At 58.7% G+C, this 15,619-nt stretch carries 14 protein-coding genes; 3 read left to right on the forward strand and 11 right to left on the reverse strand.

Translation table 11 applies throughout. The annotated features are described in order from the left end of the window. Window positions 1-107 precede the first annotated feature (107 nt). Window positions 108-911 carry an endonuclease/exonuclease/phosphatase family protein gene (locus tag FCH38_RS01400; protein WP_153513665.1) on the forward strand — a complete coding sequence of 268 codons (804 nt, stop codon included), beginning with the start codon at window positions 108-110 and terminating at the stop codon, window positions 909-911. Window positions 912-954: 43 nt separating this feature from the next. On the opposite strand, the gene FCH38_RS01405 is transcribed toward FCH38_RS01400, so the two are convergent. The 6 genes from FCH38_RS01405 to cysG form a co-directional block, all read right to left on the reverse strand. After that, a complete protein-coding gene (locus FCH38_RS01405; RefSeq protein ID WP_174372637.1) occupies window positions 955-1,470 on the reverse strand; it encodes a hypothetical protein in 516 nt (171 codons plus the stop codon). 162 nt (window positions 1,471-1,632) lie between these two features. After that, entirely contained in the window at window positions 1,633-2,445 is an 813-nt protein-coding gene (locus tag FCH38_RS01410) for a ferredoxin--NADP reductase (protein WP_035217416.1), read from the reverse strand. A 148-nt stretch (window positions 2,446-2,593) separates the two neighbouring features. Then, entirely contained in the window at window positions 2,594-3,100 is a 507-nt protein-coding gene (locus FCH38_RS01415; protein WP_149897640.1) for a DUF934 domain-containing protein, read from the reverse strand. A gap of 10 nt (window positions 3,101-3,110) precedes the next feature. Continuing rightward, entirely contained in the window at window positions 3,111-4,781 is a 1,671-nt protein-coding gene (locus FCH38_RS01420) for a nitrite/sulfite reductase (protein WP_174372638.1), read from the reverse strand. Window positions 4,782-4,789: 8 nt separating this feature from the next. Further along, complete coding sequence (locus FCH38_RS01425) at window positions 4,790-5,104, reverse strand: DUF2849 domain-containing protein (RefSeq protein WP_174372639.1); 315 nt, start codon at window positions 5,102-5,104, stop codon at window positions 4,790-4,792. Further along, on the reverse strand, window positions 5,097-6,557 hold the full coding sequence (cysG, locus tag FCH38_RS01430) for a siroheme synthase CysG (protein WP_174372640.1): 1,461 nt from the start codon (window positions 6,555-6,557) through the stop codon (window positions 5,097-5,099). Before cysG ends, FCH38_RS01425 begins: the two co-directional genes overlap by 8 nt. Before the next feature lie 262 nt (window positions 6,558-6,819). On the opposite strand from cysG, the gene FCH38_RS01435 reads away from it, so the two are divergent. Further along, window positions 6,820-7,407 carry a deaminase gene (locus tag FCH38_RS01435; RefSeq protein WP_174372641.1) on the forward strand — a complete coding sequence of 196 codons (588 nt, stop codon included), beginning with the start codon at window positions 6,820-6,822 and terminating at the stop codon, window positions 7,405-7,407. 69 nt (window positions 7,408-7,476) lie between these two features. Next, window positions 7,477-8,322, forward strand: a complete 846-nt coding sequence (gene mazG / locus FCH38_RS01440; protein WP_174372642.1) for a nucleoside triphosphate pyrophosphohydrolase — start codon at window positions 7,477-7,479, stop codon at window positions 8,320-8,322. Window positions 8,323-8,605: 283 nt separating this feature from the next. Here mazG and hflX read toward each other — a convergent pair whose 3' ends face one another. The 5 genes from hflX to FCH38_RS01465 form a co-directional block, all read right to left on the reverse strand. Beyond that, window positions 8,606-10,030 (reverse strand): GTPase HflX, encoded by a 1,425-nt coding sequence (gene hflX / locus FCH38_RS01445; protein WP_174372643.1) that lies wholly within the window; start codon window positions 10,028-10,030, stop codon window positions 8,606-8,608. A gap of 108 nt (window positions 10,031-10,138) precedes the next feature. Then, on the reverse strand, window positions 10,139-10,381 hold the full coding sequence (gene hfq / locus FCH38_RS01450) for an RNA chaperone Hfq (protein WP_003496145.1): 243 nt from the start codon (window positions 10,379-10,381) through the stop codon (window positions 10,139-10,141). A 184-nt stretch (window positions 10,382-10,565) separates the two neighbouring features. After that, window positions 10,566-11,942 (reverse strand): Trk system potassium transporter TrkA, encoded by a 1,377-nt coding sequence (gene trkA, locus FCH38_RS01455; RefSeq protein ID WP_174372644.1) that lies wholly within the window; start codon window positions 11,940-11,942, stop codon window positions 10,566-10,568. Between the two features lie 48 nt (window positions 11,943-11,990). After that, window positions 11,991-13,355 carry a sigma-54-dependent transcriptional regulator gene (locus FCH38_RS01460; RefSeq protein ID WP_003496149.1) on the reverse strand — a complete coding sequence of 455 codons (1,365 nt, stop codon included), beginning with the start codon at window positions 13,353-13,355 and terminating at the stop codon, window positions 11,991-11,993. Next, window positions 13,345-15,606: a sensor histidine kinase NtrY-like gene (locus tag FCH38_RS01465; protein WP_149897647.1), complete on the reverse strand. Its 2,262-nt coding sequence runs from the start codon at window positions 15,604-15,606 to the stop codon at window positions 13,345-13,347. The genes FCH38_RS01460 and FCH38_RS01465 overlap by 11 nt, the downstream gene beginning before the upstream one ends. Between the last annotated feature and the right edge of the window lie 13 nt (window positions 15,607-15,619).

A 15,619-nucleotide genomic window follows, 5' to 3' on the forward strand; every position in this document is an offset into this window, starting at 1 on the left:
GTCATTCGGGCGACGACACCTCTACACCCTGAAATGGCAGGATATGATTGATCGCCAGTGGTTCCATGCTAAACCGGATCATGCAATCCTGCGGCGATGGAGTGTGAATGCGTCTGATATGTCTGAACGGCTGGGGTGGAAAGCTCCATGACGAGCTTGTTCCCTATCTCTCTTCATCTGATCCCGATATCTTGTGTCTGCAGGAAGTGGTACATACGCCGGGTGCCACGCAGGACACGCTGGTCTATCGCGATCACGGCGTCGATCTGCCGCAAAGGGCGAATTTCCTGCGGGATGTCGCCGACGCCCTTCCCGATCATCTGGCGGTCTTCTGCCCGGCGGCGCAGGGCGATCTCTGGCACGGAGAAATGCGCTATCCTTCCCAATTTGGGCTCGCCACCTTCGTTCGCAAATCCTTTGCCATTGTCGCGCAGGCTCAGGGTTTCGTGCACGGTGCTTTTTCAGCCGATGGATATGGGGATCACCCGAGATCGCGGACTGCCCATGCCGTTCGTATTTTTGATTTCACAACAGGCCAGCCCACCGTCATCGCCCACATGCATGGGCTGCGGCATCTTGAGGGTAAACACGATAGTCCTGCGCGTCTGGCACAGGCGAACCGCCTCGTCCAGCTCGTTAGAAACATCGCGGAGGCTGGTGACCGGATCATCGTCTGCGGCGATTTCAATGTTTTGCCTGACAGCGAGACTTTTGCCGTTCTGAGAGAACTTGATCTCACGGAGTTGGTTACGACGCGCGGCTTTACCGACACGCGGACTTCGCATTACACCAAGCAAAACCGCTATGCGGATTACATGCTGGTCAATCCTGCTGTGAAGATCGTGCACTTCGACGTTGTGAGGCAGCCGGAGGTTTCGGATCACTGCCCGCTGTTGCTCGACTTCAGTTGAGAAGCCGGGCACTCATCCACGCGTCTCGATCAGCCGAAGATCATCAGCGTACCAGCTGGATATCGCTCGTCACCACCGTCTTTCCGGTCTTGCCGTCTTTATCGGTGGTGCGTAGCCGCAGGCCGTTATTGCCGACCTTCTCGATCGTCATGGCGGCGACACGGTCACCGTTGATATCGCGGTTCCAACGAACGGTCAGATTGATCGCATTTCCCCGGCGATTGCCCGCCAGTGCCGAAGGACGGCCGGAAGGGCCTGTGTAGGTGCCGCTGTAACGCGCGCCGCTGGCGGCGAGATCGGCGGCAATCGCCCGCTTTACCACCAGAAGCCCGCGGCAGGTGCCAGACATGCGCAACGCTGTCTGCCGCGCGTCGGAATTCAGCGTACAATTGACGTTGATGGCTGGCGCGCCGATGCGGGTGATCACCGTGCCCTTTCCCGTCCATGTGCCCTCGAGTGATGACAGAAAGGCGCTTTCATCGGCGGCTGCGGGCAGCGCGGTGAAAAGGCTCGCCGCAAGAGCAATGATGGTGGTACGTATTCTTTCTGTTTTTTCCATTGGACGTTTTCGCCGGTTCGGTTTCCTGTGAGCGCTAACGCGCCATCGCCTCCGGATGTTCCAGTCGGACGATTTGCCGTTCCGGCCTCGTCAACGCCTTAAAACAAAAAAGGAGGCCTTGCGGGCCTCCTGTTTCAATGTATTCGCATGGGAAACGCGCCGTCAGCCGACGAAAGCGCGCTCGATCACGAATTCGGCGGGCTTGTTGTTGGCGCCTTCGTTCAGGCCGGCCTTTTCAAGCAATTCCTTGGTGTCCTTCAGCATGGCCGAGGAACCGCAGATCATGCCGCGATCAATTTCCGGATCAAGCGCCGGAACGCCGAGATCGGCAAACAGCTTACCGTTTTCGATCAGCGTGGTGATGCGGCCCTTGAAGGGATAATCCTCACGGGTCACCGTTGCATAGTGCTTGAGCTTGTCGCCAACGATCTCGTTCAGGAACTCGTGGTTCCTGATTTCCTCGACCAGATCGAAGCCGTATTTCAGCTCGGCCACATCGCGGCAGGTATGGGTGAGGATGACTTCTTCGAACTTCTCATAGGTCTCCGGGTCACGGATCAGGCTTGCGAAAGGCGCAATGCCGGTGCCGGTCGAGAACATGTAGAGCCGTCTGCCGGGCGTCAGCGCATCCAGAACCAGCGTGCCTGTCGGCTTCTTGCGCATCAGCACGGTATCGCCGGGCTTGATCGCCTGAAGATGCGAGGTCAGCGGGCCGTCGGGAACCTTGATCGAGAAGAATTCCAGTTCCTCATCCCAGGCCGGGCTGGCGATGGAATAGGCACGGTAGATCGGCTTTTCTCCGACCATCAGGCCGATCATGGCGAACTCACCAGAACGGAAACGGAAACCGGCCGGACGTGTCATGCGGAAACGGAACAGATGATCCGTATAGTGCTCCACAGATAAAACCGTCTCGGCGTAAACACCATCAGGTATCTTGATCGCGAAATCTTCCGTCTTGGCTGGCGCGTTCATTTCAGGTTCCGTCCATTCTTATTCGATAAGCGGCATTCTCCAATCGGGCAATTATACCATTTTTGCCGCGGTTTGAAGGCATGAGAATATCACAACTGCTATGTGCTCAGGAAATATGTATCAAAAAATCATATTTCCGCACAACGTGTCACACAGACGCACGCCGACGCCAGCTATAGGCCTCGCCGCCCGCTGCCGGCCGGGCCGTCGGCTGGTAATAAACCGGGATTTCCGGCAGGCGATTTTCGGAGAGGCGGCGGATCGCCGTGCCGTTCGTCACCGCAAAGCTGGTAAAGCCGGTGCGCAGCATCAGCGGCACCTGGTCGATCAGCACGTCGCCGACTGCCCTCACCTCGCCCGCAAAACCGAGCCGGTTGCGCAGCAACGAAGCGTGGCTGAAACCACGGCCATCGTTGAAGGCCGGGAAACTCACCGCCACAATTTCGATACGATCGAGATAGGGCTCAAGTCGCGTGACATCGTCAGCCGGTGCAATCAGAACACCGAGACCGATATCGTTGCTTTCGGCGGCACGGACCAGAAAGTCGGCAAGCGGCAACAGCGGCTTTTGCTCGCCGGTCGCTTTCACCTCTTCGGTTTCGATGACCCAGGGGTCGTTTTCCACAAAGCCGTCGCGGTTCCAGATTTTCGTCATGACACTCTCCTCAGGCGGCTTCGGCGGCGGAACCGTAGAGCGCATCCTTGAAAGGCTGCGGTCCGACACGGCGATAGGCATCGAGGAAGATTTCCTCGTTCGACAGGCGAAGCCGCAGATAGGTATCGACGATGGTTTCAATGGCGTCAGTTACCCTGTCCGGCTCAAAACCACGGCCGATGATCTCACCGATCGAGGTGTTTTCATCACCCGATCCGCCAAGCGTGATCTGGTAGAGTTCCGCACCCTTCTTTTCTACACCCAGCAGGCCGATATGGCCGACATGGTGATGGCCGCAGGCGTTGATGCAGCCGGAAATCTTGATCTTCAGTTCGCCGATTTCCAACTGGCGTTCATGAGAACCAAAGCGGGTGGAAATTTCCTGCGCCAGCGGAATGGAGCGCGCATTGGCAAGCGCGCAATAGTCCAGCCCGGGACAGGCAATGATATCGGTGATCAGCCCGGCATTGGCGGTCGCAAGGCCAGCACCCACCAGCGCGCGATAGATCGGCTCCAGATCGGCCAGCGCGACATGCGGCAGGATGATGTTTTGCTCGTGGCTGATGCGGATTTCGTCGAAAGCGTATTCTTCGGCGATATCAGCGACGAGGTCCATCTGCTCATCGGTCGCATCGCCCGGAATACCACCGATCGGCTTCAGGGAAATCGTCACCATGCCGTAATCGGGGTGCTTGTGCGGCTGGACATTCTGGTCAACGAAACGGGCGAAACCCTCATCCGCCTTCTTCCAGCGCGCCAGGCTTTCCCAGCCTTCGGGGCGGTTCTTCAGTTCCGGCGGTGCGAAATAAGCGGAAATCGCCGCGATATCGACATCAGGCAGCTTCAATTCGGTGTTTTTCAGCTCGGCGAACTCGACCTCGACCTGACGGGACAGCTCTTCCGCGCCGGTTTCATGCACGAGGATCTTGATGCGCGCCTTGTATTTATTGTCGCGGCGGCCGTGCAGGTTATAAACGCGCATGATCGCCGTGGTGTAGGACAGCAGGTCCTCTTCCGGCAGGAAATCGCGGATTTTCTTGGCGATCATCGGCGTACGGCCCTGCCCGCCACCGACATAAACGGCAAAACCGATCTCGCCCTTGTCGTTCTTTTTCAGATGCAGGCCGATATCATGAACCTGAATGGCGGCGCGATCGCGCTCGGCACCGGTGACAGCGATCTTGAACTTGCGCGGCAGGAACGAGAACTCGGGATGCACTGAGGACCACTGACGCAGGATTTCCGCATAGGGGCGCGGATCGGCGACCTCATCGGCGGCCGCGCCGGCGAAATGATCGGCGGTGACGTTGCGAATGCAGTTGCCGGAAGTCTGGAGCGCATGCATTTCCACGCTCGACAGTTCGGACAGGATATCCGGCGTATCGGAAAGCTTCGGCCAGTTGTACTGGATGTTCTGGCGGGTGGTGAAGTGGCCGTAACCCCGGTCATATTTACGGGCGATATGGGCCAGCATCCGCATCTGTTGCGAATTCAGCGTGCCGTAGGGAATGGCAACGCGCAGCATATAGGCGTGCAGCTGCAGATAGACACCGTTCATCAGGCGCAGCGGCTTGAATGCGTCCTCGGCCAGCTCGCCGGATAGCCGGCGCTCAACCTGATCGCGAAACTGTGCCACGCGGCCTTCAACAAATGCGTGATCGAACTCGTCGTAACGGTACATCTTCTTCCTCAGACTGCGATAAAGGCTGCATCGGCCGGCTTGAAACCAGCGGCATAGTGCATGGTGGGGCCGGCGGCGCGAATGCGTTCGCGAAGCCGGGTCGGCCAGAGCTTGCCATTCTCCTCCACCACATCGACGATGGCCACATCGACCACCTTGTTGGCGGAAAAATCACGCTTGCCGATTTCCTCGAACGAAGCGACGGCCTCCGCATGGCGGGCAACGATGGCGCCCTGCAGGTTCTCCGTCCAGTCACCATTGGCGTCGAGCCAGACGGCGATACCATCGCCCAGACGATTGGCGGTCAAAACCTTGTCAACCATTTGCATACTCCCGTTTGCGGTCCGTCAGCTTTGCTAGGGCAAGCGGCTCGGACCTGTCAAAATTCGCACCCGCCACCGCATCACCGATGATGACCATGACCGGGCCGGTCAGTTCATCGCGATGTTCGAGGTCGGGCAGATCGTTCAATGTGCCATGCAGCAGGCGGCGATCCGCACGGCTGGCGTTTTCGATGACGGCGACGGTGGTTTCCACACCCAGCCCGGCTTCAATCAATCGGGTCGCCACCGAAGCGGCAACGCTGCGGCCCATATAGACGGCGATGGTTGCGCCCGAGACGGCAAGGCGCGCCCAATCGGGCAGCACATCACCGGTCAGATCGTGGCCGGTAGTGAAAATCAGGGACGAGGCGACACCACGCAGCGTCAGCGGCAATTCGAAATCCGCAGCGGCGGCGAAGGCGGAGGTGATGCCCGGCACGATCTCGTAACCGATGCCGGCATTGCGCAGCGCCGCCATTTCCTCGCCTGCCCGGCCATAGACCAGCGGATCGCCGGATTTGAGGCGCACGACGCGCTTGCCGTCTTTGCCGAGGCGCACCAGCAGACGGTTGATCTCTTCCTGCGACTTGCTGTGGCAGCCCTTGCGCTTGCCGACGGACAGGCGCTCGGCATCGCGGCGCCCCATATCCACAATCGCCTGCGGCACCAAAGCGTCGTAGACAATCACATCGGCTTCCATCAGCACGCGCTGTGCGCGCAGCGTCAGCAAATCTTCCGCACCGGGACCGGCGCCCACAAGCCAGACGCGGCCTTCGCTGCGTTGGGGCGATTGCAATAGGCGATCAGCGGCATGACGGGCGGACGAGGTGTCCCCGAGAGCGACAGCATCCGCAACCGCACCCGAAAAGAACCGCCGCCAGAAATTGCGCCGCAACGCGCCCTTCGGCACATTTTCTTCGGCTGCATCGCGATACTGTACCGCAAGACGTGCAAGCTTTCCGAGCGATGGCGACAGCATCTGGTCAATGCGGGCGCGGATCATCTGGGCAAGAACCGGCCCTGCCCCTTCCGTGCCGATGGCGATGGCGATGGGTGCGCGGGCGACCAGCGCCGGGGTGAAAAAATCACAAAATTCCGGCTGATCCACCGCATTGGCGGGAATTTTCTTCGCGCGCGCGGCAGATACGATTTCGCGGTCCAGCGCCTCTTTTCCGGTGGCTGCAAAAACCAGCGTTGCGCCTTCGATCAGTGCAGCGGCGAAAGCCAAAGCCCGATGATCAATACAGTTTTCGCTGATATAGCGAGCAAAATCCGCCTCCGGCTGATCGGCGTAAGCGACGATATGCGCATTGGTGTTGGCGAGAAGCCTCACCTTGGCGAAAGCCTCGTCACCATTTCCGAAAACAGCAACCTGCCGCCCCTCAACCCGGAAGAAAGCGGGGAAGGTTGAAAGGCGGTCGCCAGCAGCAGAAAAATCATGTTCGTTGTGCATTGGACATATATCCCGCATTGCGGCGCAAGATTGAAGAAACAGAAATTCAAGCCTTTCCAGCACCTGGATTTTTATTTCTCGAACACCCCTGTTTTTGAGGAAAACAAACCGGCACCCCTGTTTTGCACCGGTCACGGTGCCCTCAAACCCATGAGAATCCCTTGACAAACCGGATCCTCGCGCCGAACAAGGGAGGACCATTTTTTGTCGTTTTCTCCATGCGAATACCGCTTTCTTTAAAGCGGCACAAAGGATCAGACCCTTGACCAGCCACCGCCTCGCGTCCCGCCTTCTCGACGTCATCGAGCACGATATCCTGCCCTTGACGGCCCGCGGTGTGAGCTTGGGCAACAAGGTTTTTGGTGCGGCGATCCTGCGCAAATCCGACCTGTCGCTGGTGGTTGCCGAGACGAACAACGAACTGGAAAATCCCCTCTGGCACGGCGAAGTGCATACGCTGAAGCGGTTTTACGAGCTGGGTGAAAAGCCGAATACCAAGGACCTGATTTTCCTTTCCACCCATGAACCCTGCACCATGTGCATGTCCGCCATCACCTGGGCCGGGTTCGACAATTTCTATTCCTTCTTCAGCCATGAGGATTCACGCGATGCTTTTGCAATCCCGCATGATCTGAAAATCCTGAAAGAGGTATTCGGGCTGGAGCCGGGCGGCTATCGCCGCAACAACGCCTTCTGGAACTCTTTCTTCATCGCCGATCTGGTTGAGGGCGAGGACGATCCGTTGAAAACCACGCTGAAGGCGCAGACGGCCCGCATCAAGGCAACTTACGATGATCTCTCCACCAGCTATCAGTCATCGAAGAGCGACAACGATATTCCGCTGAATTAGGGCATTTTCGTTGAGGGTACAGTGCGGATTTCCGCGCGGAAAATGCGTAAAAACAAAGGTTTGAGACATATGGAAGCCTCGAAGGATATTTCCCGCCTGATCGAGATCATGGAGGCGCTCCGCCAGCCGGAAACCGGTTGCCCGTGGGATATCGTTCAGACCTTCGAGACGATCAAGCCTTATACCATCGAAGAAGCTTACGAAGTTGCCGATGCCATCGAGCGCAAGGATACGGACGATCTGTGTGACGAGCTGGGTGACCTTCTTCTACAGGTGGTTTTCCATGCTCGCATCGCAGAGGAAATGGGCGAATTCGCTTTTGGTGACGTTGTGCATGCCGTCACCTCAAAGATGATCCGTCGTCACCCGCATGTTTTCGCCGTCTCCAGTGCCGACACACCGGAAACGGTCAAGCTGCAATGGGACCAGATCAAGGCTGAAGAAAAACGCGAGCGTGCGGAGCGCCGTGCGCGCCGGGGTATTACCGAGGATTTCAAGGCCGGTTTTCTGGGCGGCGTGCAGCGCAGCCAACCGGCGCTGACCGAGGCTTTGAAGCTGCAGGAACAGGCGGCGCGCGTCGGTTTCGACTGGTCGGATCCGGCGCCCATTCTCGACAAGATCGAAGAGGAAATAGCCGAGCTGCGCGAGGCGCTGGCGGAAGGCAGGCCGGAGAAGGTTTCGGACGAACTCGGTGATCTTATCTTTGCGCTGGTCAATATCGGCCGCCACGTCAAGGCCGATCCGGAAAATGCGCTGCGCGGCACCAACACGAAATTCCGCAGGCGTTTCAATCACATCGAGACATCGCTCAGCGACAATGGCGAGACGCTTCAAGCCGCGAGCCTTGAGAGAATGGAAGACCTCTGGCAGGCGGCAAAACGCATCGAGCGGTCGCTTGATGTGGCTCCGTCCTGATCAATTGGACAGCATGCCCGGGCTCCGGGTGATGGCAAAAGCAGAACCTCTCCTTCGTCTGCCTCTCCCACTGCTGCACGGTTTTGGCCGTACCGCCTCGAACCGGGCACGAAAGAAGATCAGCGTCGTTAGATGGGAAAGCCGGGCAGGCCAATCACGCCAACGTCATCCTCTGGCTTGTCCCGAGGATCTGCAACGTATTGATTTTACTCAACGTGATTAGATCCTCGGCACAGGACCGAGGATGACGTCGAATGCAAGTGACGAACACCGTTGCGAAGCGTTAGCGCTCCCAGTCTTCCTGCTCGCGTACAGTTGACTTGCCGAGCTTCCGTTCAAGCTCAGTGGCCTGCGCTTCCGACAGGCGGACATCCAGCGCAACCGATCCGTCCTCATGGTCTTCACGGTTATCGACGATGGAATTGCTATAGACCCAGGAGATCAACGGCAATTGCTCGACAGACAAGACAACAGTCGTTTCCGTCAGTACACCGGACAGGCGCTTTGAAATCTCTTCCATCAGGGCATCGACGCCCTCACCCGTGATCGCCGAAACGGCGCGGATGTCAGAGCGGCCTTCGGCGCGCTGCATGATGGCGTCATGCGCTTCCGGCTCCAGACGGTCAACCTTGTTCCAGACCTCGATGATGCGCTTTTCGGCTTCCTTCTCGTCTATACCGAGATCGCTGAGAATACGCAGCACATCCGCAGACTGGGCGGCATTGTCAGGATCGGACATATCACGCACATGCAGAACGAGATCGGCTTCAAGCACCTCTTCCAGCGTCGCACGGAAAGCCGCGACGAGATGCGTCGGCAGGTCGGAAATGAAACCGACGGTATCGGACAGGATAACCGTGCGGCCATGCGGCAGTTTCATGCGCCGCAATGTCGGGTCGAGCGTGGCGAACAGCATGTCCTCCGCCAGAACGCCAGCACCGGTGATGCGGTTGAACAACGTGGATTTGCCGGCATTGGTGTAACCGACCAGCGCGACGATCGGATGCGGCACCTTGCGGCGCTTGGCGCGGTGAAGCTGACGGGTGCGCACCACCTGCTCCAGCTCTTTTTCGAGCTTGACGATGCGATCCTGCAGCAGGCGTCTGTCGGCCTCAATCTGGGTTTCACCCGGACCACCCATGAAGCCTGCACCACCGCGCTGGCGTTCAAGGTGGGTCCAGCTTCGGACGAGGCGGCCCTTCTGGTAATTCAGATGCGCAAGATCGACCTGCAGCGTGCCTTCCTTGGTGGAAGCGCGACGACCGAAGATTTCAAGGATCAGACCTGTGCGGTCGATGACCTTGGCATTCCATTGCTTTTCGAGATTGCGCTGCTGCACCGGGGTCAGAGGATGATCGACAATCACCAGGCCGGAATTGGTTTCATCCAGAAGATGACCGATTTCCTCGATCTTGCCGGTTCCGAACAGGGTGGCGGGGCGAGGCTGATTGACGGAAACGATGAGACCCTGCGTTACCTCGAGTTCGATGGCGAGCGCCAGACCCTTTGCTTCCTCAAGTTTGGCTTCCACGGAGCGGCCGGGAGCAGCTGGTGCTGCCGCCGCATCGCGATTTTCGCGCTGTTGCTTGAGGACCGGCACGAGGACCACGGCGCGCATGTCGTCGCGGCGCTTCTCCTGCTCCGGAATGATCGATTCGTTCGAAGTGTCGCGCGTCGAAATGGGCTCAGCCTTATCCAGAAAGAACATTGCGGCCGACAGCATCCGCGCGGACGGCCATGAAGATTAACCTCACCAGACCGGAAATGTTCCGATCCAGGTCAGTCTATATCGAAGATACCGTCAGAGGGAGCCTGATCAGGCTGCGCCTTCTTCGCTTTCGAACATCTGCATCGGCTGGCCGGGCATGATGGTGGAGATCGCATGCTTGTAGACCAGCTGCGAATGACCGTCACGGCGCAGAAGCACGCAGAAATTGTCGAAGGAGGTGACAACGCCAGTCAGCTTGACGCCGTTGATCAGGAAAATCGTGAGCGAAATCTTTTGCTTACGAACGGTATTGAGGAAAAGATCCTGAAGGTTTTGAGAACGTTCCGCCATGGCGCCGCTTCTTTCTTTATTGCCGGCAGGGACACCGGAAAATAATCAATCAATAATAAACCGGCCGAGTCTAGTCCCCCGCTTGGCCAGCCTGCAACTCTGGTATCAAATCATGTCCCGTTCCGCAACGGCGAAAACGGCCTGACGGGTACGAGTATTGACCTGCTTTTTCGATTCGAAACAGTCAGAAATATTGTATCGAAACCCGGAAAAGCTGCTCCACGTCGCGCACTGCGTCCGCTGACGCAAACAGCACGACGCGGTCCTTGGCCTTGATCTTCGTGCTGCCATCCGGGCGGATGACCACGCCGTCGCGATAGATCGCGCCGATGCGCACGCCGTCGGGCATGTCGATGTCACGGAAGGACTGGCCTACCAGCGGCGAGGTTTCCAGCGCTTCCGCCTCAATCACCTCCGCCGAACCGCGCTGCACGGCATAAACCGAGCGGATGCGGCCTTTGCGCACATGCTGGAGAACGCGGGAGATGGTGACGGCGCGAGGGTTGATATAGGCATCAAGTCCGAGCGAACCCGCGACATCATGAAAGGACGAGCTGTTCAGCAGCGCCAGATTGGACTTGCAACCCAGCTGCTTTGCCATCACGGCGGCCAGAATATTCGTCTGGTCGTTATTGGTCAGCGTCACGATCAGGTCCGCATCTTGAATATCGGCCTGCATCAGAATTTTCTGATCAAGCGCCGAACCATGCATGACGATGGTGTTGCTGAGCTGCTCCGATGCGGCAACAGCCCTGTCGCGATCCGCCTCGATGATCTTCACCCGCGTTTTCGGCTGCATCTCCTCGATCTTGCGGGCAACGAAGTGGCCGATATTGCCGGCACCGGCAATCACGATGCGCTGTGCTTCCTGCTCTTCATGGCCAAACAGGCTCAGGGTACGACGGGCGTGCTGGCGCTGACAGATGACATAGGCAAGGTCGCCGACCCGCAACTGTTCGGAGGAATGCGCCACCTTGAGGATGCCGTTACGGAAAACACCGACAACCGTGGCGATGAGGTCCGGAAAGAGGTTGGAAAGCTGGTGCAGCGGCGTATTTATGACCGGGCAGTCCTCCATACATTCGATCGCCAGCATGTATATCGTGTCATCTGCGAACCGCACGACGTCGGTGGCGCCCGGAAAGGCGATGCGGCGCAACACCATCTTGCCGACTTCCACTTCCGGGGAAATCGTCACGTCGATGGACATGTTCTCGCGGCTGAAGAGATCGGCATATTCCGGCTTCAGATAACTCTGGTCACGGATGCGGGCGATCTTGGTCGGCACGCTGAACAAAGCATGCGCCACCTCGCAGGCGACGATGTTGATCTCGTCATGCAGTGTGACGGCGATGATCATGTCCGCCTGGTCCGCGCCCGCCTTCGCCAGCATATCCGGATGCGCGCCATGGCCGACATAACCGCGCACATCGAGCGTTTCGGTGATGGCGGAGATGAGCGGCGCGGCGGTATCGATCACAGATACCTCATTATCCTCGCGCGACAATTGTTCGGCTATGCCGTAACCCACCTGCCCTGCGCCGCAAATGATGACTTTCATGCTGTCTCTCTGACGGAATAATTGGTTACGGCGATGCGCCTTCTGTCCTTATACGCCGAGAGATTTCAGTTTGCGATGTAGTGCCGATCTTTCCATGCCAACAAATTCCGCCGTGCGCGAAATATTGCCGCCGAAACGGTTGATCTGGGCCACCAAATAATCCCGTTCGAACATTTCACGGGCTTCACGCAACGGCAGGGTCATGATGTGCTGGTCGCCCTGCGCCGAAATCTTCGGCAGCATGTCGCCAATATCTGCCGGCAGCATGTCGGCCGAAATCGGCGCTTCGCCGCCTTCGGGGCGGGCGAGGATCATCAGCCGCTCGATATTGTTGCGCAGCTGGCGGATATTGCCCGGCCAGTCATGCGTCTGGAGAACGGCCATGGCGTCATCACCGATCTTGCGCGGGCGGATGCCGGCCTGTTCGGAAATTTGCCGCATGAACATGTCGACGAGAAAGGGAATATCCTCACGCCGTTCGGACAAAGCCGGCACCTTTACCGGCACGACGGCAAGGCGATGGTATAGATCCTCACGGAATTGGCCTTCGGCAATCAGGCTTTCAAGGTGATGGGCGGTCGAGGAGATGATGCGCACATCCACCTTCACCCGCTTGCCGCCGCCGACGCGCTCGAACTGCTGGTCGACCAGCACGCGCAGGATCTTGTTCTGGGTCTCGCGCGGCATTTCGCCGACTTCGTCGAGATAAAGAACGCCGCGATGGGCCTCTTCGAGTGCACCGACCTTGCGTGGCTGGCCGGGTAAGCCTTCGGTGCCGAAGAGTGCGATCTCCATGCGGTCCGGTGTGATCGTCGCGGCGTTCAGAGCCACGAAAGGTCCGGTGGCGCGCGAAGATTTCTTGTGCACCATGCGCGCCACCAGTTCCTTGCCGGAACCGGAGGGGCCGAGGATCATGATGCGGCTGTTGGTGGGCGCTACCCTGTCGATGGTCTGGCGAAGCTGCGAAACGGCAAGCGAAGCACCGACGAGTTCAACCGCATCACCCGTGCGCTTCTTGAGCTCTTGAACCTCGCGCTTCAGCTTGGAGTTTTCCAGCGCCCGTTCGGCGATCAGGATCAAGCGGTCGGCCTTGAACGGTTTCTCGATGAAATCGAAAGCGCCGCGCTTGATGGCGTTGACGGCGGTTTCGATATTGCCGTGACCGGAAATCATGACGACAGGAATTTCGGGATGGCGGCTCTTGATCTCGTCCAGCAGCGCCAGACCGTCGAGCTTCGAACCCTGCATCCAGATGTCGAGAAAGATCAGGCGCGGCACACGCTCCGAAATGGCGGCCAGTGCGCTGTCGCTGTCAAACGCCATGCGGGTCTCGTGGCCCTCGTCGGACAGAATGCCCGCTACGATTTCGCGAATATCCGCCTCGTCATCCACGACCAGAATATCAGACGCCATATGCTGCTTCCTTATTATTTTCGCCGCCGACCGCCTCGATATAGGGCAGCAGCACTCTGATCATGGCGCCATGGCCATGGTCGAACTCCGGCGGGGAATCGTGGAGTTCCAGATATCCGCCATGCTCTTCGATGATCTTCTTAACGATGGCGAGGCCGAGGCCGGTGCCCTTGTCCCGCATCGTCATATAGGGTTCGAGAATGCGGTGACGGTTTTCGACGGGAAGGCCGCGGCCATTGTCGATGATGTCAGCCACGAAACGGGAGTTGGCCTCGTCGAAAGAGGCGCGCACGAGGATTTTCCCCGGCCGCTTTTCGCCCTCCACCGCCTCGATCGCTTCCGTCGCATTCTTGATGAGATTGCCGAACGCCTGGCCCAGCATGCGGGCATCAAACATGCCTTCCAGCGGGATATCGCCCAGCTCCGTTGAGAATTTCGTGTCGGCGGCGCTGATTTCGCGCAGGAACGCCGCATCCTTCAGGATCGAACGCAGGTCCGACTTTTCCTTCGTCGGCTTCGGCATGCGTGCGAAGGCCGAGAATTCATCCACCATCCGGCCGATATCACCGACCTGCCGGACGATGGTGTCCGTACACTGATCGAAAACGGCACGGTCGCTCTCGTCGATCTGCTTGCCGAAACGGCGTTTGATGCGCTCGGCGGAAAGCTGGATCGGCGTCAGCGGGTTCTTGATTTCATGGGCAATGCGGCGCGCCACATCCGACCATGCGGTGGAGCGCTGGGCGATGACGAGATCAGTGATGTCATCGAGGGTGATGACATAGCTATCGCGGCTGTCGCGGGCATCCTCGCGGGTTACCTGCACATTGAGCGTCCGCTCCTTGCCGCGCCGCATGATGTTGATCTGCTTGCGGAAATTTCCACGCGCCCAGGTATTGGCCTCGGTCACGACCTGTTCGATCTCAGGCGCGATCTCCGAAAGCTGCGCACCGATCAGCTGCTCGGAGGTCTGCGCCAGGAATTCTTCGCCAGACGGATTGACGATGGTGATCTTGCGATTTTCGTCAACGCCGATAACGGCGGCGGTAACGCCAGACAGCACGGCCTCGATGAAGCGGCGGCGATCGTCGATATCGTCCTTCGCCTCGATGATCTGATCCTGCTGGCTGCGCAGTTCCGAGACCATCTTGTTGAAGGTGCGCGACAGGCGCCCGACGTCGCCATCGACGGCGCGAACGGGAACCAGCACATGCATATTGCCGGTCGCGACACTATCTGCGGCGCTAATGAGAAGGCGGATCGGCCGCACGATACGGTCGGCCACTGCAATTGCGGTCCAGATGGCTGCCAGAAGCACGATCAACGCAAAACCGAGATAGAGAATGGCAAAGGCGATCTGCAGCGGCGCGCGGCCCGCTTCCATCGCCTTGTATTCAGCGCGGTTCTCCTCCATCAGCCGCATCGCGCCCATCACCTTGGGATCGACGGCGCGAACGGTGTAGAGGAAAGTTCCCTCGATGCCCTCAAGCTTGATGATGGCGCCGACAAGGTTGGTTATGCCGGGCGGGATCAGAGTCGGCTGGCCGGCGGCGGCCTTTTCCAGCGCATCGTGCGGAATGGCGGGAAGCGGTTTTTCCGTCTTGATGTTGGCCTGCGCAACGGCGTCACCATCTTCCTGCACCAGAAACGCGCCAAGCAGGCCGCGGCCCTTGGCCTGACGGGTCATCAGATCGACGAAACCGGTACGGTCGAGATAAAAAAGCGCGCGGTTGCGATCGAGGTCGGTGGCCATCGACAGGGTCTGTCCCTGAAGGTAACCGGCATTTTCCATCATATAGGCCTGGGCGATATTGCTGGAGGAATCGACGATCGACTGGGTTCTAAGCGAAAACCAGCGGTCTAGACCGACATTCAGCGTCAGGCTGGCGAAGATGGCGACAAGCACTGCGGGCGTGATCGCCACGATGGAGAAAAGCACGACGATGCGCACGTGCAGACGGGCCGCCGCCCTGCCCTTTTTGCGCGCTTTCAGCAGACGGTTGATTTCGCGGCCGATCAAAAAGATCAGGCCGATGACGAAGATCGAATTGATGACAACGGAGGCGATGACGACATTCGATGTCGGCGCAATCGGTGTGACCCCCAGAAGCACGAAGAGGGTGAGGATGGCGCAAACGAGGGCGACGCCGGCGAGCACCAACCCCGGCAGGGCAAAAGACATCCTGCGATCGGCAACCACCATGCCCGCTGCTTCGTCGGCAACAGTGTTTTCGGCGGCGGGTTTCCGCATGCACTACTCCCAA

Source organism: Agrobacterium tumefaciens, assembly GCF_013337285.1.
In the GTDB taxonomy this organism is placed as follows: Bacteria; Pseudomonadota; Alphaproteobacteria; order Rhizobiales; family Rhizobiaceae; genus Agrobacterium; species Agrobacterium burrii.